Annotated in this window: 15 protein-coding genes and 2 pseudogenes; 6 read left to right on the forward strand and 11 right to left on the reverse strand. The window is 69.6% G+C overall.

The genetic code is table 11. From position 1 onward, the window contains the following. Positions 1–46: 46 nt before the first annotated feature. The 6 genes from ACODT5_RS06730 to ACODT5_RS06755 all read right to left on the reverse strand — a co-directional run bounded on the left by ACODT5_RS06730 (position 47) and on the right by ACODT5_RS06755 (position 7,544). Positions 47–1,330, reverse strand: coding sequence for a ThuA domain-containing protein (locus ACODT5_RS06730; protein ID WP_422518268.1), 1,284 nt, complete (start codon positions 1,328–1,330; stop codon positions 47–49). Continuing rightward, the gene (locus ACODT5_RS06735; RefSeq protein WP_422519572.1) at positions 1,327–3,513 is read right to left on the reverse strand and encodes an RICIN domain-containing protein; all 2,187 of its coding nucleotides are present in this window, start codon (positions 3,511–3,513) and stop codon (positions 1,327–1,329) included. Before ACODT5_RS06735 ends, ACODT5_RS06730 begins: the two co-directional genes overlap by 4 nt. Before the next feature lie 151 nt (positions 3,514–3,664). Then, positions 3,665–5,053, reverse strand: a complete 1,389-nt coding sequence (locus tag ACODT5_RS06740; protein ID WP_422518269.1) for a ricin-type beta-trefoil lectin domain protein — start codon at positions 5,051–5,053, stop codon at positions 3,665–3,667. Then, entirely contained in the window at positions 5,050–6,312 is a 1,263-nt protein-coding gene (locus ACODT5_RS06745) for a lectin (RefSeq protein WP_422518270.1), read from the reverse strand. The genes ACODT5_RS06740 and ACODT5_RS06745 overlap by 4 nt, the downstream gene beginning before the upstream one ends. A gap of 559 nt (positions 6,313–6,871) precedes the next feature. Next, entirely contained in the window at positions 6,872–7,186 is a 315-nt protein-coding gene (locus ACODT5_RS06750; protein ID WP_422518271.1) for a hypothetical protein, read from the reverse strand. A gap of 145 nt (positions 7,187–7,331) precedes the next feature. Continuing rightward, a complete protein-coding gene (locus ACODT5_RS06755) occupies positions 7,332–7,544 on the reverse strand; it encodes a hypothetical protein (RefSeq protein ID WP_422518272.1) in 213 nt (70 codons plus the stop codon). Positions 7,545–7,553: 9 nt separating this feature from the next. On the opposite strand from ACODT5_RS06755, the gene ACODT5_RS06760 reads away from it, so the two are divergent. Together ACODT5_RS06760 and ACODT5_RS06765 are read left to right on the forward strand one after the other, a co-directional pair. Continuing rightward, positions 7,554–8,414 carry a hypothetical protein gene (locus tag ACODT5_RS06760; RefSeq protein ID WP_422518273.1) on the forward strand — a complete coding sequence of 287 codons (861 nt, stop codon included), beginning with the start codon at positions 7,554–7,556 and terminating at the stop codon, positions 8,412–8,414. 435 nt (positions 8,415–8,849) lie between these two features. After that, positions 8,850–9,041 (forward strand): annotated as a pseudogene (locus ACODT5_RS06765) (SixA phosphatase family protein); the annotation flags it as partial. Here ACODT5_RS06765 and ACODT5_RS06770 read toward each other — a convergent pair. The 5 genes and pseudogenes from ACODT5_RS06770 to ACODT5_RS06790 all read right to left on the reverse strand — a co-directional run bounded on the left by ACODT5_RS06770 (position 9,006) and on the right by ACODT5_RS06790 (position 14,198). Continuing rightward, positions 9,006–9,185 (reverse strand): hypothetical protein, encoded by a 180-nt coding sequence (locus ACODT5_RS06770; protein ID WP_422519665.1) that lies wholly within the window; start codon positions 9,183–9,185, stop codon positions 9,006–9,008. The pseudogene ACODT5_RS06765 and the gene ACODT5_RS06770 sit on opposite strands and share 36 nt — an antisense overlap. A 251-nt stretch (positions 9,186–9,436) precedes the next feature. After that, positions 9,437–11,509: a SpoIIE family protein phosphatase gene (locus ACODT5_RS06775; RefSeq protein WP_422518274.1), complete on the reverse strand. Its 2,073-nt coding sequence runs from the start codon at positions 11,507–11,509 to the stop codon at positions 9,437–9,439. Between the two features lie 786 nt (positions 11,510–12,295). Beyond that, positions 12,296–12,472: a hypothetical protein gene (locus ACODT5_RS06780; RefSeq protein WP_422518275.1), complete on the reverse strand. Its 177-nt coding sequence runs from the start codon at positions 12,470–12,472 to the stop codon at positions 12,296–12,298. 344 nt (positions 12,473–12,816) lie between these two features. Further along, the gene (locus ACODT5_RS06785) at positions 12,817–13,857 is read right to left on the reverse strand and encodes a type IV pilus twitching motility protein PilT (protein ID WP_422519573.1); all 1,041 of its coding nucleotides are present in this window, start codon (positions 13,855–13,857) and stop codon (positions 12,817–12,819) included. Then, positions 13,757–14,198, reverse strand: a pseudogene (locus ACODT5_RS06790) (P-type ATPase actuator domain-containing protein). Before ACODT5_RS06790 ends, ACODT5_RS06785 begins: the two are co-directional and overlap by 101 nt. A 162-nt stretch (positions 14,199–14,360) precedes the next feature. On the opposite strand from ACODT5_RS06790, the gene ACODT5_RS06795 reads away from it, so the two are divergent. The 4 genes from ACODT5_RS06795 (at position 14,361) to ACODT5_RS06810 (ending at position 17,542) form a co-directional block, all read left to right on the forward strand. Further along, complete coding sequence (locus ACODT5_RS06795; RefSeq protein WP_422518276.1) at positions 14,361–15,740, forward strand: rhodanese-like domain-containing protein; 1,380 nt, start codon at positions 14,361–14,363, stop codon at positions 15,738–15,740. A gap of 41 nt (positions 15,741–15,781) precedes the next feature. Continuing rightward, a complete protein-coding gene (locus ACODT5_RS06800) occupies positions 15,782–16,141 on the forward strand; it encodes a rhodanese-like domain-containing protein (protein ID WP_422518277.1) in 360 nt (119 codons plus the stop codon). Continuing rightward, entirely contained in the window at positions 16,138–16,884 is a 747-nt protein-coding gene (locus ACODT5_RS06805) for a sulfite exporter TauE/SafE family protein (protein ID WP_422518278.1), read from the forward strand. Before ACODT5_RS06800 ends, ACODT5_RS06805 begins: the two co-directional genes overlap by 4 nt. Positions 16,885–16,969: 85 nt before the next feature. Then, on the forward strand, positions 16,970–17,542 hold the full coding sequence (locus tag ACODT5_RS06810; protein ID WP_422518279.1) for a rhodanese-like domain-containing protein: 573 nt from the start codon (positions 16,970–16,972) through the stop codon (positions 17,540–17,542). The last annotated feature ends 23 nt before the right edge of the window (positions 17,543–17,565 follow it).

Raw genomic sequence — 17,565 nt, forward strand, 5'->3', positions numbered from 1 at the left:
GTACCGGCTGTTCTTCCGAACGTGGAGATCAGGGGAAGGCAGAGCCTCAGGGGTGAGCGGTCAGGTGGAAGCTCTGGGAGACCGAACTGTCGCAGGCGCGCTGCACCAGCTGCACGCCGTTCGCCGCACTACCTGTGGTGCTCAGGCACTTGCCGCTGTTCCGTGTGGTGAAGTGGTAGCGGCCCGGGGCTTCCCGCACCGGCAGCCACTGCTGGTTGCCGCCACCGCCGTAGGACCACAGCTGCAGCGGTGCGTTGTCGGCGGTGGAGACCCCGGTGACGTCGACGACCTGTTGCGGATTGCCCCGGATCGCGATCCGGGCGTACCCGCCGTCGGTGGGACGGAACTGGAACTGCTGGGCCGTAGTCCCGTTGCAGGTGTACTGCTGGATCGCCGTGCCGTCGGCCGTGGCCGCCGCTCTCGCATCGACGCAGGCCCCGTTCGCGCTGTCGGCCAGTGAGTACCACGCGGTCTCCGAGATCGGGTCGGTCGGCGCAGGACTGCCGGCCACTCCGCCGAGCCACTTGAGCCCGTCGATCAGGAAGCGGTTCTGTGTCGGGCTCGCGAAGGTCGAGGACAGCCGGGTGTTGGAGCCGTAGTCCATGGCGTTGTGCCCGAAGTTGGCGTACAGCATCTTGTACTGGGTGTTGGTCCAGAGTATCGGGTAATAGCCGCTGTACCAGGACTGGTTCGGGTCCGTGCCCAGGGGGAAGCCTGTCGGGTCGACCGATGCCAGGACCTTGATGTCCGCGTTGGCGCGCAGGTCCTTCGACCAGCCGTACCACTCGCTGACCGCTGAGGTGAACGTCGCGGGCAGCCCGGTGGTCGAGGGGTGCGTCCGGTCCTCCGTACGCAGCACCGCCGTGGTCGGCCCCCAGGTGTTGGTCCTGAAGTTCCCGCTGCCGAGAAACCCGTTGTAGTACCAGGGCCATGAGCCGGCGTTGGTGGTGAACGCCGAGGAGTGGAAGCCCATCCAGCCGCCGCCGGCCCTCACGTACCGCTCGAAGCCGGACCGCTGGGCGCCCGTCTTGGGTGCGTCGTCCAGGAACAGGACGACCTGGTAGCCGTTCACCCCTCCGTTCGCCAGCAGTTCCCAGTTCGTGGTCGGCGTGTAGGTGAAGTTGTTCTGCGCGGCGGTCCGCGGGAACCACTCGTTGGCTTCCTTGACGAAGTCGATGTGTGCGGCGTCCCAGGTGCCGTTGTAGAAGGCGATCACCTTGAAGGCCGGGGCCCGGGGTGCGGCGGAGGCCTTGTGTCCGGCGTGGGCCGGGGCGGTCAGCCCCAGCGCCAAGGCCAACAGGATCAGCAGCCGTGCTGCGAGCCGCCTCACGGGTAGCTCACCAGATTGGCCACGTTGGTGGACGCGTTGGAGGGTCCACCCCGATCGTTGATGACGTGCCGGATGGTCCCGGTGCCGCCGAGCGAGACGGTCACCATGTTCTGGAAGCGCACGTTCGGGTTGTTGGGGGCCTCGAAGGCACGCTCGGCGGTCACGCTCGGGTTGACGTTGAAGTAGCAGTAGCTGCCGAGCCCGTAGGCCTGGTGGCTGGTGACCGAGTTCGCGACCTTGTACGCCGAGTAGCCCTGGGTGGAGCCGTTCATCCAGGCGGCCTGGTTCGGCGGGTCGTACGGCATCTCGTTCTGGTAGAAGTACGTCCGCCCGCCGTTGCCGTTCCAGATGGTCTGGTGCTTCTGGTAGTGCTCGACGAACAGGCCGTACATGGTGACGCCGTCACCGTTGACGACGAGCCCCGTGTCCGCCGTGTTGCTGTTCCAGCCGATGCCGCTGCCGTGGTCGCCGCGCCAGATCCACAGGTGGTCGCCGATGACGTGATCGCTGTTGACCACCAGGCTCGTCGTCGCCCTGCCGACCGCGGCGCCACCGACCCGGAAGTAGACGTCGTGCAGAGAGGTGGGGTTCGCCGCGTGGTTCGCGGCAGCGCCGGCCGGGCCGACCTCCATCAGCGTCTGCGAGTTGGTGGTTCCGGCATCGAAGAGGACCCCTGCGACCTTCACGCCGTCGACGTCGGCGACCGTCATGGCCGTGACACCGTTGTCAGGAATGAAGGTGGCGAGGCCGAGACCGAGGACGACAGTGTCGGGGCGGGTCACCTTCAAGGTCTGGCCGAGGTGGTAGACACCGGGGGTGACCAGCAGGTTCTTGCCCTCGGCCAGTGCGGCGTTGATCTGTGCGGCCGTTGCTCCGGCCTTGACGACGTAGAACTGGTCCATGCCGAGCGAGCTGCCCGCCGCGTTCCCGTTCGCCCAGCTGGTGGCCGTGGAGTTGGTTCGCAGGGACGGCACGAACACCTTGTACGCGCCCGCGCCGTCCACGTACAGGAAGGGCTTCTCGCGGACCGCCGGCGTCTGGTTCACCGTGGTGTACGGCGGATTGGGGAAGGTGTTGCCCGGCACGCCCTGGCTGCCGACGAACACCATGTTCCAGTTGGAACCGGTCCAGCTGCCGAGCTGGGAGTTGCGGGTCAGCCACTGCTGCTGGGTGCCGGACCGGACCTGGCCGTCGATCTTGCTGTCGGCCATGAATCCGCCGCTGGCCCAGCCGCCGTCGCTCAGCTCGAGGTTGCCGCGGACGTGCATGCGCCGGTACCCGGACGCCTGCGAGACCGCCCACCGGTCGGTGCCGCCGGTCGGGTTGACCGACAGGTTCTCTGCGCCGCGCCAGAAGTTCTGGGTTGCGTTCTGCGGCGGGAACCAGTCCGCCTCCACGTGCACGGCGCCGTTGATCGTCACCGAGTCTGGCGACTGGCCGAGGCCGAGGACCTGGGTGTAGAAGCCGACGTTGACATCGTTGCTGTACGTACCCGGCTTGAACATCACGGCGTAGCGCTGGGAGCCGAACTGGTTGGTCTCCTGCTGCTGGAAGATGGAGTTCAGCCGGCTCTGGATGGTGGACGACGGCATGGACGGGTCGAAGACGACCACGTTCGGGCCGAGATCGACATCCCCCGGCGCGGTGTTCACGGGCGCCACCTGGAAGCGCTGGGCCGCCGTGCCGTTGCAGGTGTACTGCACCAGCTGGACACTGTCGGCCGTCGAGGCGGCCGGGACGTCCAGGCATTTGCCGCTGTGGCGGTTGACGAAGTGGTACGCGCCGTCGCCCTCGTCGACGGCCTGCCACTGCTGGTTGTTGCCGCCGCCGTACGCCCAGAGGTGCACGGCGGCGTTGTCGGCCGAGGAGGTGTCGCTCACGTCGACGACCTGGGTGCTCGCGTTGCGGTTGCCGATCCGCACGAAGCCGTCGCTGGTCGGCGTGAAGCTCCACTGCTGCGCGGTGCTGTTGTTGCAGGAGTACTGCTGCACCGCCGTGCCGTTCACGGTCGCGGCCGCCCGGGCGTCCACGCACTTGCCGCTGCCGGCATTGACGACGGTGGACCAGCCCGTCGGCAGGTCGGCGGCCGCCTTCGCGGAAGCGTTCGGGGTGGCGGCCCGTGGGGTGGCTGCCTGGCTGGGATGGAGGGCGGTGAGGACGGACGCGGCCGAGGCGGCGACCACGAGGGCCGCGGCCCAGGGCCGTGTGAGGCGGGCCCGGCTTGCGCCGTGGCGAACCGCTCCGGGTATGTGCGGGGAGCTGAGCACGTGTTCTCCTGTGCCGGCTGTACGGCGTGAGTGGGGGGTGGGCGGGGACGGGAGAGGACGGGAGAGGTCAGCCGTTGTACTGGGCGAGGACGCGGGTGAAGTCCCACGGCTGCTGGGCGACGCCTGAGCAGGTGTCGGCTCCGCCGCCGGTGCAGGGCCGGTCACGATTGACCGACCAGAAGGTCAGCCGCGCGAGGTGACGCTGTCGGGCGTAGCCGAGGATGGTGCGGAAGTCCTCGACGGTCACCGTCTCGCCGTTGTCGGTGATGCCGTTCATCGAGGAGATGCCGGTGTGGCGGTAGGCGAGGTCGTCCGAGTACCCGTAGGCGTTCTTGACCGCGTTCTTGAGGCCCTCGGCCGCACGGACGGTGAGCTGGCCCATGTTCTGGCCGGCGCCGCCGAAGTTGAACGGCATGATCGTCCAGCTGTCCACGGTCAGCCCGGAAGCGGCGGCCTTGCTGATCAGGCTGCTGTCGGGGCCGTTCTGCCCGGTGCCGAAGGTGACGTACAGCTTGATGCCGGGGTTGTTGGCCTTGACGGTTTTCAGCGCGTCGACCGTGCGCTGCTGGACGGTTGGGCTGTCGTACGCCGCCGCCTCGATGTCGATGTCGATGGCCTTCAGCCCGTACGCGTTGATGACCTTCTGGTACGCCGCGGCAAGCTCGCCCGCGCTGCCGCAGGAACTTTCCAGCTTGTTGCCGCTCCAACCGCCGAAGGAAGGGATGACGTCGCCGCCGTTCGTCCGCACGGTGTTGACCGTCTGCTGATCGACGCCTCCGGTCAGCGGCCGGCTGCCGTCCCACTGCGGGTTGCAGTAGCCGTTACTGAGGACGAAGGCGAGCGTGAACCACCTGACGCCGGTCGCGTTCGTCACGGTGGTGGGACCCGGCGGGCTCCCCCAGCCGTTGTACAGGTACGGCGCCACGGCCATGGCCCCCGGTCCGGGTGCCGGAGTCCCGCCCCCGCCCGGCGCCGTCCACTTCTGGTTGGCGGCGCCGGTGCAGCTCCAGATCTGCAGCCGGGTGCCGTTGGCCGAACCGTTGCCCGTCGCGTCCAGGCACTTGTCCGCCTGCGGGTTGACGATGTCGCGGGCTGCGGTGGCCGACCACTGCTGGGCAGCACTGCCGTTGCAGTCCCACAGCTGGATCCGGGTTCCGTCGGCGGCGGCGCCCGAGGCCACGTCCAGGCACTTCCCGAGCGCGCGGATCGTGCCGTCGCCGATGACGTTCCACTGCTGTGCGGTGGTGCCGTTGCAGTCGTAGAGCTGTACGGGGGTGCCGTTGGCGCTGCTCGCCCCGGCGACGTCGACGCACTTGCCGCCGAGGCCGGTGATCTGGCCGGTCGCCGATGCCGCGCCGATCGCAGGATTGCCGCTCAGGCCGGTGACGAGGGCAGCTGCCGCGGCTGTGCCCAGCACACCGCGCACGGTGGGCCTGCGCAGGAGTCTCGTGGTCATCGGGTCACCGTCCACTTCTGATGGGCGACCCCGGTGCAGGTCCATATCTGCAATCGGGTGCCGTTGGCCGAGGTGCCGCCCGAGGCGTCCAGGCACTTGTTCGCCTGCGGGTTGACGATGTCCTGAGCGGCGGGGACGGCCCACCGCTGGGCGGCGCTGCCGTTGCACTCCCACAACTGGACCGGCGTGCCGTCGGCCGTACCTCCCGCGGCCACGTCCAGGCACTTGCCGAGTGCGCGGATGGTGCCGTCGGTTCCCACGCTCCAGCGCTGGGCAGCGCTGCCGTTGCAGTCGTAGAGCTGTACGGGGGTGCCGTTGGCGGTACCCGCGCCCGCGACGTCCACGCACTTGCCGCCGGTTCCGGTGATGGGACCGCCGCCGCCCGGCTGACCGCTGTCGGTGCTGACCCGTACGTAGTCGACCAGGAGCTCCTGGGGGAAGACCGTGCTGCCGTTGGGGTCTCCGGGCCAGTAGCCGCCGACGGCGAGGTTGAGAATGAGGAAGAAGGGCTTGTTGAAGACCCATTGCTTTCCGCCGAGGTCGTCGGGGGTGCGGCGCTGGTAGACCGTACCGTCGACGGACCAGGTGATCGCGTTGGGGCTCCAGTCGACGGCGAAGGTGTGGAAGGCGTCGGCGAACGCCTGGCCACCGGGCAGGGCGTACCCGGCGCCGATTCCGCCGGTGCCGGAGTACCCGGGACCGTGCAGGGTGCCGTGGACAGTGGATGGCTCGAAGCCCACGTTCTCCATGACGTCGATCTCACCGGAGTTGGGCCAGCCAACCTGGCCTATGTCGCTGCCCAGCATCCAGAACGCGGGCCACATGCCCTGTCCGCGCGGGATCTTCATCCTGGCCTCGACGCGGCCGTGCGTCGTGGTGAACTTGCCGGCTGTGTTCAGCCGTGCGGAGGTGTATTCACATCTTCCGTACCAACACTGGTAGTTGGCCGGGTTCTCACGGCGGGCGGTGATGGCCAGGTGGCCCTGGCCATCGAGGGCGGCGTTGCGGTTGCCCGCTGTGTAGTACTGCCGCTCGTGGTTGTTGACGTTGTCGCCCGTCTCGATCTGCCACTTCCCGCCGTCTACGGCGGAGCCCGCGGGTCCGTCGAACTCGTCGGAGAAGGTGACAGCGGCTGCTGCTGCGGGTGGCCGCGCCGCTGGCGCGGGCGCCCCCTGCGCAAGTCCGGTGGACAGCGACGCGAGGGTGAGGACCGAGACGAGAGACAGCAGCAGGCGCCGGGATAAGGGTGGGGGGTGCATGACTCTCCCTTCCAGGGAGCATGACGGGCGTATAATCCTGTGGCATGCATATGACAACGCGGCATGGGAATCCGGATGATTGCTGCGCCGACAGGGATTGGAGGCGCGAAGGCGAGCCCGGAGGGCTCTTTCATCACCATGTGATTTAAGTATTGAACGAAAACCCTGTCAAGGGTTTGGTATGGACCACATTCATGAACGCGGCCCCTGCGGCGGACGCCGCTGTAACCGAGCTTTACGCCCAGCTCAAGAAGCGGCTCGCCCGACCCGTAGCTCAACCGTCTAGCCGGGAAGCCTCCGCGGCCGTTCGTGTGAGCCGCCGGTACGGCGATCCGAGGCTGGCGCTCCCCGTCGAGCGGGACACCTTCACTCGGGCCCAGCGCTCGGTGCGCCGCCGGAGGTGACGCCGTACGCGAGCACGAGTGGCAGGGCTTCGTGTTCGACGGTGTAGACCGGTCAGACGCGAGGCCCGGCCCGGAGAACCGAAGGAGAGGGCAAGGCCGCCTTGAGTGAATCCGTGGATTCCCGGGTGCGTCGTCGACTCACCCAAGGCACGGGCTCAGCCCGGATTGACTGAGGCACACGTGCGGCTGACCGAGGCCGTGCCCACCAGAGCGTGCAACAGGTGCGTCAGCTGAAGGTCCGCGCCCATCCGGGCCATGCGCCGTACCGCCGCGGCTCCACCGAGCTCCGGAGAGAACTCCTCGATGCAGCCGGACCGCAGCAGCAACGACGTGACGGGAATGTCATGCTCGCGCAGGTATCCCAGCTGATCGACGATGTCCATCGTCGTCGGATGGAGTCTGCCGATGTCCCGCACCGTGGCAAGGATCCGGTCCAGTTCGGTGCGGCGGATCGCGACGAACTCGGCCACCGTTTCCCCACGGAGGGACGCTCCACATTCGACGATCCCCCCGAGAGGCCCGACGATCTCCCGCGCGAGAGACATCTCCGAGGCCATGGGCCGCTCATCCACCGCGACCCATCTCCTTCGCGCACACGTTCGTTTCCTTGTCGTCCTAGAACCGGTTGCTGAAGTGTTCCATGATCAGCTGCCCCTGCGGCAGGGCTTGTAGATGCTTGTTGAGCAGCTCGATTCCCTCCGGAGTATTCACGAAGGACTCGGGGAGATTGCCGGCCGGCCCCGAGTGCAGCCTGTACACGGATTCGGCGAAATCCCGTCCCTGAACGTCCAGGTTCCCGCTCTGGTGCGCGGATCCCCAGGCCGCCATGATGCTCGCGTGGCCAGAAAACAGCGCAAGTCACATCGCGCCGTCGAGAAGACCGTTCAGCTGGCCCGGGACTTGCGGACCACGGACGAGGAACGGTCGCTCAACCCGCCGGGGAGAATGCTGTCCAAGCTGACCCGGGCGTCCGACCGGATCGTCACCGAGATGACCGAGCAGATCGAAGCGGACCCGAACCTCAGCATGGAGCTGCGCTCGACCGGCGTCCTTCGACTTGCCTGGCGGGTCGTCAGGGTCGCGCTGGTCGTCTCACTGTGCACTCTGCTGGCGCTACTGGCCTGGTCGGCCGACTTCTTCGTCCTGCAATTGATCGCTCTTGTCCTCGGCGGTTGCGGTGCTGTGTTCACCGGGCTCTTCCTGACCGCTCTGGTGCGGGAGGACGAGAACCTGAAGGTGTTCATCAGCCTTTCCGTGCTCGGCATGTTCGTCGTGCTGTTCGGCCTGGTGGGGATAAGCCGGGAGTACCTGATCCTGAACGGGGAACGGGTCTCGGCGTCAATCGGTGCGCCGGAGTGCGAGACCGACGTCGGCTGGAGGCCCGACGGGGACGAGTACGGGTGCCTCGACAAGTACTACCCGGTGAGACATCCGGACGGGCACCTGCTCGACCGCTGGTCCTCCTATCCGGACGAGGAACTCGTGAACGACGGACGGATCGCGGTCTACTGGGACCCATCGGGCATCGCGCCCCCGGCCGAGGCCGCGGAGATCGAGGGGACTAGGAAGCACTGGTACACGTGGACCTGGCTCGCTTTTCTGTTCGGCCCGACCCTGATCAGTGCGGTTTACGGGGAGATCAAGGTCAGGCCGGCGAGGAGGGGAGGCCGAGGGCCGCGGGAGCGAGCAAAGACGTGAACTCGGCGATCCGGCCGTCTCGGAGGGTGAGGACGTCGAGCACTCGCCCTGCGCAAGGCCGGCAAACGCGCCGCCTCCCTCTGAACCATACCGTTCAGACGCCCTCTGAAACCCTTCACCTGGAAGGCATGCCGCCCACCGCCCGCCAGTCGAAGGACGGTGTCCTCCCCGGTGACTGCCGGAACCATCGCCCAAGGCCCGGATGGGCCATGGCGAGGAGCATCGTCACGCACTCGCCGGCGCGGTGATGCGACGCGGACATCCAGAGGCGGCCGACAGCTCGCTGGCGAGGGGAGTGACCCGGGGCCCGGCAGCGGTCACCGGTGGCCGTAACTGGACGACTCCGTCCTCCCGTCCGGCCCCGTGGACCGCGGACCGCGGACCGCGCACCGCGCACCGTGCACCGTGCGAGGCTGAGGTCATGAGGTTGAGGTCATGATCGCGGGATCCACCGGCCGCCTGGTGCTGCTGCGCCACGCCAAATCCGCCTGGCCCGACGTCGCGGACCATGAGCGGCCGCTTGGTCCGCGGGGTCTACGGGACGCGCCCGCGGCGGGCCGCTGGCTGCGCGACGCGGACTGCGTCCCCGCGCTAGTCATCTGTTCCACCGCCCGACGGGCCCGCGAGACCTGGGCACTGGCAGCCGGACAGCTCGGCGCCGCGGTACCCGTGCGCTTCGACGAACGGGTTTACGCCGCCGAGCCGGAGGAACTGCTGGAGGTGGTCTCCGAAGTACCGCAGGAGGTACGGACGCTGCTGCTCGTCGGCCACAACCCGGGCCTGGAGGATCTGTCCGTCAGCCTTGCACGGAAGGCCGTGAACGCAGCGGAGGCCGAAGCGATCGAGCGCCTGTCCGAGAAATTCCCGACGTCCGCGATCGCGGTGCTCGCCTGCCCCGGTCCCTGGCAGGAGCTCACGCCGGGCTCGGCCCGGCTGACCCGCTTCGCCGTCCCCCGGGACGCCGCCCGCTGGCGTACGCCACAGGCGCATCCGCCCGGGTGCCACGGAAGCCCGACAGCTCCTCACGGCACCCCGCCTATGCGGGCGACCAGGAGCGCGACGTCGTCGTCGGCCGCCGCTGGAACGAGGTGGGTGATCAGCGAGTCGCACAGGTGGTCCAGCTGCCGCTGTGGATCCGCGAGCAGTTGCGTCAGCTCGGCGAGCCGCTCGTCCAGGTCACGGCCCCGGGCTTCGATCAGTCCGTCGGTGTAAAGCACGAGAAGGCTGGCGGGAGGCACCTTGATCTCGGTGGGAGTGAAGGCGATGCCCCCGACTCCCAGGGGGACACCGGGCGGGGTGTCCAGGAGCCGGACCGTGCCGTCGGGGAGCACGAGTGCGGGCGGCGGGTGTCCGGCCCTGGTGACGGTGCAGTGTCCGGTGGCCGGGTCGCAGACGACATACAGGAACGTGGCCAGCATCGGCTCGGCCAGATCACCGAGGACGGCTTCCAGCTGGTGCAACAGCCGTACGGGCGAAAGGTCCAGGCGTGCGAGGGCCCGTACGGAGGCGGACAGTCGGCCCATGACTGCGGCGGCGGCGATGCCGTGCCCCATGACGTCGCCGATGAGCAGGGCCGCCTTGCCGCCCGCCAAGGGCAGGACGTCGTACCAGTCACCGCCGATCTCGTTGACGTCGCTCGCGGGAAGGTAGCGGTGGCTGACCGCGATGCCGGGCGGCGGGGTGATGTGCTGGGGAAGCATGCTGCGCTGGAGGATGACCGCAGTGTCGTGCTCACGGTGGTAGAGGCGGGCGTTGTCGATGCTGAGCGCGGCGCGGGCGGCGAGTTCACCGGCGAGGGTGACGTCTTCGGACCCGAAGGGTCCTACCGGGCGGGTGCGGTAGAACGTGGCGACGCCGAGCACCGTCTCCCGGGCCACCAGGGGTGCCATGACCAGTGAGTGCACACCCACCGCGACCAGTTGGGCGGGCTTGGCCGAGTGCCGGGCGGCGGGGGCGACGGCCTGTTCGTCGAGACGGGCGGTCAGGAAGGACTGCCGGGCCGCGAGGGCCTGCGTGTAGGGAGCGGCGACGGGGAAGACGAGCGTCCTGCCGAGGGGGGCGAGGATGTCGGTCACCTTGGATCCGGACAGCGGGGCCTTGCCCAGGCGCCGCAAGGCGACGCCGCCGGTCAGCCCCATGCCGGGCTCGTCCCCGCGCGCCAGCGCATCCAGGACGTCCACGGTAACGGCATCGGCGAGGCGCGGCACGGCGAGATCGGCGAGTTCCTGCGCGGTGCGCTCCAGGTCGAGGCTGGAGCCGACCCGGATGCTTGCCTCACTGAGCATGGCGAGCCGGCGCCGTGCGGCTTCGGCCTCGACGTGGTCGCGCTGCTGCTCGGTGATGTCGACGAGCGAGGCGATGACTCCGATCGACATGCCGGCGGGATCCTCCACCCGGACGTAGGAACACGACCACACACGGTCATGGTCCGGTTCCGCCGGCGTCCGTCCGACACGGCGACGGTCCAGGACCGGCCGCCCGGTCTCCAGCACCTGCAGCATGGCCTCCTCCATCTCGCGCGCATTCACCTCCGGGAGGATCTCGGCCAGGCGACGACCCACGTGTGCCGATTCCGGCAGACCGTTCATGGCTTCGAGCGCGGGGTTGACCTGCAGGAACCGCAGCTGCGAGTCGAGAATCGCGATGCCGACCGGGGAGCGGTCGAACAAACCTTCCCATATCGCCGACGACCCCCGGATGCGCCGTGCCGCGTGGGCATCGGCAGCGAAGACCAGCACCGTGGCCACGCCGCGCCCGCGGTCGGACACCGGAGAGGCCCAGATCTCCAGCTCCAGCGGGTGCCCGTCGCGGTGCCAGGCGGTCACCATGCCCATCACGCCCCGCCCGGCGGCCGCGGCTTCCCAGAGAGAGCGGCCCAGACTGCGATCGGATCCTGGATGGAGGAGGTCTGCGATGTTGCGCCCCAGCATCTGCGGCGGCGCATAGCCGAGCAATTCCTGCGCGACCTGGTTCCAGCGCACGATCGTTCCGTCCGCGCTGGTGGCCACCAGCGCGACCGGCAGTGCGCCCAGCCATCCGCCGGCAGCCTGCGCGGCGCCGCTGATCAGCTCTTCGACCGGGATGCGCTCATTCATCTGGCACCTGTACCCCACGCCGCAGCGTCCTTGCCCTGCGTCCACGGTCGCCGTCAGGCCCCGAGCAGCCCAGGCGGGCCCTCCGGGAACCGGGTCCTACGGATCCATCGTCAGCCCGGTCGGCATGACACCGCCTCCTGGGACTATCCGGGCAGACGCATTCCAGAGCACACAGCACGTCTTCCACGGGCACCGATGATCAGGACCTGCTTGGCCCGCGTGCCGTACGGTGGCAGGGTTCCAGCCATGACGGACGCAGGGTGATCTGATCACGCTGCGCCTCGCCGGCCAGGTAATGAGCTGAGACGCCGCCGTGGTCGCCCGAATCGGGCAACCGAAACGACCGGGGGCTCGGGCGTCGCGTCGACCGGATTCTTCCGCACCGCGTACGGCCCGGACGGCACCTGGCTGGTGACGGAGCCCAGGGCGCCGCATCTCCCCCGGCTCCATCAGCCTGCCCCTCTCGGGGGCCCCTATCTCTTTGGCAAGCTGTCTGGGCGCCCGCGAGGGCCGGGGTGGGAGCTTCAGCCGTCCGTGGAGGTGCCGACTCCGGTGTATTCGTAGGTCGAGCCGGCGGGAGCATCAGGGGTCCGGACGTGTGTGTAGATGTGCCAGGTGGCAGGGTTCCAAGGCCCCTGCCCCCAGCCGCCGCAAGCACGGAAGCGGGCAGGGCCTTGGGCGGTCGCCTGGCGGAGGATCGGCCTGGGGTTCGGGGTGGTTCGGGTGCGTGAGGGGCGTCGGAGCCGCTGCTGGGCGTGCTTGAGCTCGTCGTGTAGTGCCGGGGAGTCAGCTACTCGTGTGGACCGTCGTCGGCTGCTGGGGCGGGGAAAGCCCGTGCGTGGTGATGGAGGCCGGAGCTGCTTCCGTGAGCTCCGCGATCACATCGACAAGATCCCCGTTGGTTGCGGTGCCGGTGGTCTGGTTCCAGCTGAAGAGCATCTGCAGGTTGGCGCTGCAGACCATCAGGGCGAGGAGGATGGTCTGGGCGACGCGGCCGTGGGCGAGCCGCTTGCTTGGGTCGGCGATGTTGGTGCCGGTCCTGGCGGAACTTGTCTCGTTTGCCGAGGTCGCCGGGCCGGACCGTGATCGTCGGTTTCTGGCAGATCCGCGGCAGTTCCTTCTTGGGCAGGGCTCGCAGGCGTTCGGCCTGGCGGATGGGCACGGTGGGTTTGGCCGCGGTGTGTGCGGCGGTGGCCCGTCGGTTGGTGAGGTCCACGGTGGCGGGCCGCGGTGCGGGGATCTGGTGGACCCCCGCTGTCGGCCTCCGCGCTCCAGCCTGTCTCTTCGAGACGCGACCCATCAGACGGTCAGGTGCGGCCGGCCGCGGCGTAGGGTCGCTGGATGTCCTCCGGATAGGCCGTGTGCAGCACGGCCTCCTCGTAGGTGATGGTGCCTGCCGCTACGAGGGCGTTGATGCTGGTTTCAAGGGTCTGCATGCCGTCGCGGTGGCCGGTCGCGATCATGTTGCGGAGCTGGCGGGTCTTGCCCTCGCGGATCAGGTTGCGGATCGCCGACGTGCCTACCAGTACCTCGAAGGCGGGCGCCCGACCCCCGCCGACCTTGGGGATGAGCGTCTGGTTGAGGATGCCGACCAGGGTGTGCGCCAATTGCAGCCGGATCTGCGGCTGTTGTTCAGCTGGGAACACGTCGACTATGCGGTCCAGCGTCTGCCCCGTGTCGTTGGTGTGCAGGGTGGCGAACACCAGGTGCCCGGTCTCGGCGATGGTCAGGGCCGCGGAGATGCTCTCCGGGTCGCGCATCTCGCCGAGGAGCAGGACGTCGGGATCCTCGCGCAGGGCCGCGCGCAGCGCGGAGGGGAACGAGTCGGTGTCGGTGCCGACCTCGCGCTGGTTGACCGCCGAGCGCTTGTGCTGGTGCAGGTACTCGATCGGGTCCTCGATGGTGAGGATGTGCACCGGCCGGTGCGTGTTGACATGGTCGAGGAGCGCAGCCAGGCTCGTCGACTTCCCCGACCCGGTCGGCCCGGTGACCAGTACGAACCCGCGCGGCTTGCCCGCCCAGCCGATGACGACCGGGGGGGGAGCCCGAGTTGCTCGGACGACGGCACGTCGAACGGGATGATCCGCAGCGCCAGGGCCGACGCGCCGCGCTGCACGAAGGCGTTCCCGCGCAACCTGGCCTTCTCCCCCCAGCTGAACGCGAAATCGACCTGCTTCTCCTGGCGGAAGCGTTCCGTGAGTTCCTTGCCCAGTACCCCGGTCACCAGGCGGTCGACCTCCGGCTCGGTCAGTGCGGGCCCTTCGACCGGTCGCAGGGCGCCGTCGACACGGAGGAACGGCGCCGATCCGGTGGTGAGCAGCAGGTCGCTGCCGCCCCGCGCCAGCGATCCTCTCCCGGGGTGCGTCGGCCATGCCGATGAGGGCCGCCGCCTGGCCGTCGATGGCGGCGATGACGACGGTGCGGCCGGTGGCGGCAAGCCTCCTGGACCAGCTTGACGATCTGGGCCGGTGCCGTGTCCGCACCCACCTTGGTGGCCCGCACCCGCAGGGTGCCGTTGGTGTTCAGGGTGGCGCCGACCGCCGGGGAGCCCGGCTCCTTGCGTACGGGCAGGCTCTCTCCCGTCACCGTCGACCTCGCTCTCCCCCTCCTCCACGACTCCGTCTGCGGCGATCTTCGTCCCCGGGCGTACGAGCATGAGGTCCCCGACGGCCACCTCGGCCGTGGCCATCTCGACCGGCTCGCCGTTCCGCAGGACCAAGGCCTTGGCCGTGAGTAGGCACGCCCACGGGTCTCCGACGGCCCTGATCACTGCCAAAAATACCCCCGGGGGTACTGATGCTACGCTCGAGATATACCCCCGGGGGTAATTCTCACGCGAAGGAGCGACAGCGTGTTCTTCATCGACACCCTTGACCTGGAAGGGCTCGGCAACCGCAGCTACCTGGCAGGCGGTGCCCACACAGCCGTGGCGGTGGACCCGCCGCGCGACATCGACCAGGTGCTCGCCGCGGCGGCCCGGCGGGGAGTGCGGATCTCCCACGTCGTGGAGACCCACATCCACAACGACTACGTCACCGGCGGGCTGGATCTGGCACGCCTCACCGGCGCGGAGTACCTGGTGCCGGCCACGGCCCGGGTGTCCTTCGCCCGCACCCCCGTCCATGACGGCGACACCGTCACGGTGGACGAGGGAATCACGCTCCGGGCACTGGCCACCCCCGGCCATACCCCGCATCACACCTCCTACGTCTTGGAGGAGCAGGGCGCGGCCGTCGCGGTGTTCACCGGGGGTTCCCTGCTGATCGGGACGGTCGGGCGGCCCGACCTGGTGGAGCCGCGCCTGACCGAGGAGCTGGCCCGCGCCCAGCACGCTTCCGCGCATCGGCTGGCCGCCGAGCTGCCGGACGAAACCGAGGTGCTGCCCACCCACGGCTTCGGAAGCTTCTGTTCCTCGGCCCAGGCCGACGCAAACGCCAGCACCATCGGCAAGGAGAAGGCGGGCAACGACGCCCTCGTCCAGGACGTCGACGTCTTCGTCTCCGCCCTGCTGGCCCGTCTCGACGACGTGCCCGCCTACTACGCCCACATGGGACCGGCCAACGCCGCGGGCCCTGCTCCGGTCGACCTCACCGCACCTCCCGTGGCGGACGCCGCCGACATCGCGGCCCGCCTGGCGGCCGGGGAATGGGTGGTCGACCTGCGCAGCCGCATCGCATTCGCCCAGGGGCACGTCGCGGGTGCCTTCAACTTCGAGGCCGACGGGAAGCTCGCCACCTACCTCGCATGGCTGATCCCCTGGGGCAAGCCCGTCACCCTCCTCGCGGAATCCCCCGAGCAGCTGGCGAAGGCACAGCGCGAACTGGCCCGGGTCGGTATCGACCGGCCGGCCGCCGCGGCAACCGGAGAGCCCGCCGATTGGCTTCCGGAGGGCGAGGATCCGCAGAGCTTCCCGCGGGCCACGTTCGCCGACCTCGCTGCCCTGGACCCGTACGAGCACAGGATCGTGCTGGACGTACGGCGGGACTCCGAGCGGGCGGAGGGCTGGATCAAGGGCTCGGTACACATCCCTGTCCACCAGCTCCACCGGCGCCAGGACGAAGTACCGGGCGGAGTGGTGTGGGTGCACTGCGCGGGCGGAATGCGCGCGGGAATCGCAGCCTCCTTGCTCGATGCCGCCGGGCGCGAGGTCGTAGCCGTCGACGACTCCTTCGACGCCGCCCGGGGCACAGGCCTCCAGGTAGTCAGCGGGCCCGGCCGCCTGGACAGTTGACGACTCGCCCTCCCCAATTCCGACGAGAGAAGGACCCACAGATGTTCCTCTTCCGCCGCGGCCCCGCCCGCATGACTCCGCCCCAGGCCCATCAGCGCACCCGTGACGAGGGCGCCGTCCTGCTCGACGTACGCGAGCGCGCCGAGTGGACGGCCGGACACGCACCCGGGGCCGTGCACGCCCCGCTCTCTGCCCTGATGACCAGTGACGGGGTGCCCCCGGCCGCCCAGGGCCGGCCACTGGTGGTGATCTGCCGCTCCGGGCACCGCTCCCGGCAGGCCGTGAAGCTCCTGACCGCGCGCGGGGCGGACGCCATCGACGTCAAGGGCGGCATGAGCGCCTGGGCCGCGGCCGGGCTACCTGTTGTCGACGACTGTGGAAACAGCGGCTCGATAGCGTGAGCACGCTCCTCCTCGCCCTGACCGCAGGAGCCGTCATCGGCCTCGCACTCGGGGCCCTGGGGGGCGGCGGCAGCGTGCTCGCGGTCCCGGCCCTGATCTACCTGCTCGACTTCAGCCCGGCCGCCGCCACCACGGCGTCACTGATCATCGTCACCGCCACATCCGCCACCGCTCTCTACACCCACGCCACCTCCGGCAACGTCCGCTGGAAGACCGGCACCCTCTTCGCGGCCGCCGGCATACTCCCCGCCATGGCGGCGGCCACCCTCGCCGCACGACTGCCCGAACAGGTGCTGACCGCCGCGTTCGCGGCCATCGCGGGCGTCGCCGCCCTGCGCATGCTCAAACCCCCCAAAGCCGAGAAGGAGTTCCGCCCGGCACAGCCGCTCCGCGCCGCCGGAGCCGGCGCGGGCCTCGGCGCGATCACCGGATTCCTCGGCGTCGGCGGCGGATTCCTCGCCGTCCCCACCCTCGTGGGAGTCCTGGGCCTGCGCATGCGGACAGCCGTCGGCACCAGCCTGCTCGTCATCACCGTCAACTCACTCGCCGCGCTCACCGCCCGCACCGGCAGCCCCGCGCCTCTGCACTGGGCGGTCATCGCACCGTTCACCGGCGCCGCGATCCTCGGCGCCTGGGACGGGAGGCGCCTCGCCGTCAAGATCACGGGCCCCGCCCTGCAACGGATCTTCGCCGTCACACTGCTGGCCGTCGCGGCCTTCATGCTCACCGACGCGATCCGCTGACACCGCAGCAGCCCGCCCGACCCACCCCAAACTCACCCGGCGCCCGCTCCCGGACAGGCCGCCACCCAGGAGGGACCACTCCGCCATGACCACCCGTCACACCCTCGACTCCGCCCAGGCCCGCACCCGTCTGCACGAGCTCACCATCCTCGACGTCCGCACCCCCGGTGAATACGCCGCAGGCCACCTGCCCGGCGCCCTGAACATCCCCCTAGATCAGCTCTCACGCGCCCTGCCCGACATCCGTCACGCCGCCGGCCGCGGCGCCATCCTCGTCGTCTGCGCCTCCGGAGCACGCTCGGACCGCGCCTGCACGACGCTCGCCGAGCACGGCATCAGCACCGCCACCCTCGCCGGGGGCACCGGCGCGTGGACCGCCGCCGGCCACGACCTGCACCACCCCGAGCACCCCTCCCGCACCACGTGGAGCATGGAACGACAGGTCCGCCTGACCGCGGGCATCCTCGTCCTCGCAGGCCTCGCGCTCGGACTGATCCACCCCGCCTTCCAGCTCATCTCCGCCACGATCGCCGGCGGCCTGGCCTTCTCGGCCCTCACCAACACCTGCGGCATGGCAGCCGCCCTCGCCCAGCTCCCCCACAACCGCCCCCACCAGGGCGAGCTCGATGCCACACTCGCGGCCCTCCGCGATCACTGACCCTCACGCATACCCCCTGGGGT

Source organism: Streptomyces tatrensis, from assembly GCF_049310065.1.
In the GTDB taxonomy this organism is placed as follows: Bacteria; Actinomycetota; Actinomycetes; order Streptomycetales; family Streptomycetaceae; genus Streptomyces.

Excerpts from the sequence above, each read along its gene's own strand:
- ACODT5_RS06745 (WP_422518270.1), bottom strand. The coding sequence starts at position 6,312 with ATGCACCCCCCACCCTTATCCCGGCGCCTGCTGCTGTCTCTCGTCTCG.
- ACODT5_RS06775 (WP_422518274.1), bottom strand. The coding sequence starts at position 11,509 with ATGAATGAGCGCATCCCGGTCGAAGAGCTGATCAGCGGCGCCGCGCAG.
- ACODT5_RS06800 (WP_422518277.1), top strand. The coding sequence starts at position 15,782 with ATGTTCCTCTTCCGCCGCGGCCCCGCCCGCATGACTCCGCCCCAGGCC.
- ACODT5_RS06810 (WP_422518279.1), top strand. The coding sequence starts at position 16,970 with ATGACCACCCGTCACACCCTCGACTCCGCCCAGGCCCGCACCCGTCTG.
- ACODT5_RS06755 (WP_422518272.1), bottom strand. The coding sequence starts at position 7,544 with ATGGCGGCCTGGGGATCCGCGCACCAGAGCGGGAACCTGGACGTTCAG.
- ACODT5_RS06740 (WP_422518269.1), bottom strand. The coding sequence starts at position 5,053 with ATGACCACGAGACTCCTGCGCAGGCCCACCGTGCGCGGTGTGCTGGGC.
- ACODT5_RS06780 (WP_422518275.1), bottom strand. The coding sequence starts at position 12,472 with ATGGTCTGCAGCGCCAACCTGCAGATGCTCTTCAGCTGGAACCAGACC.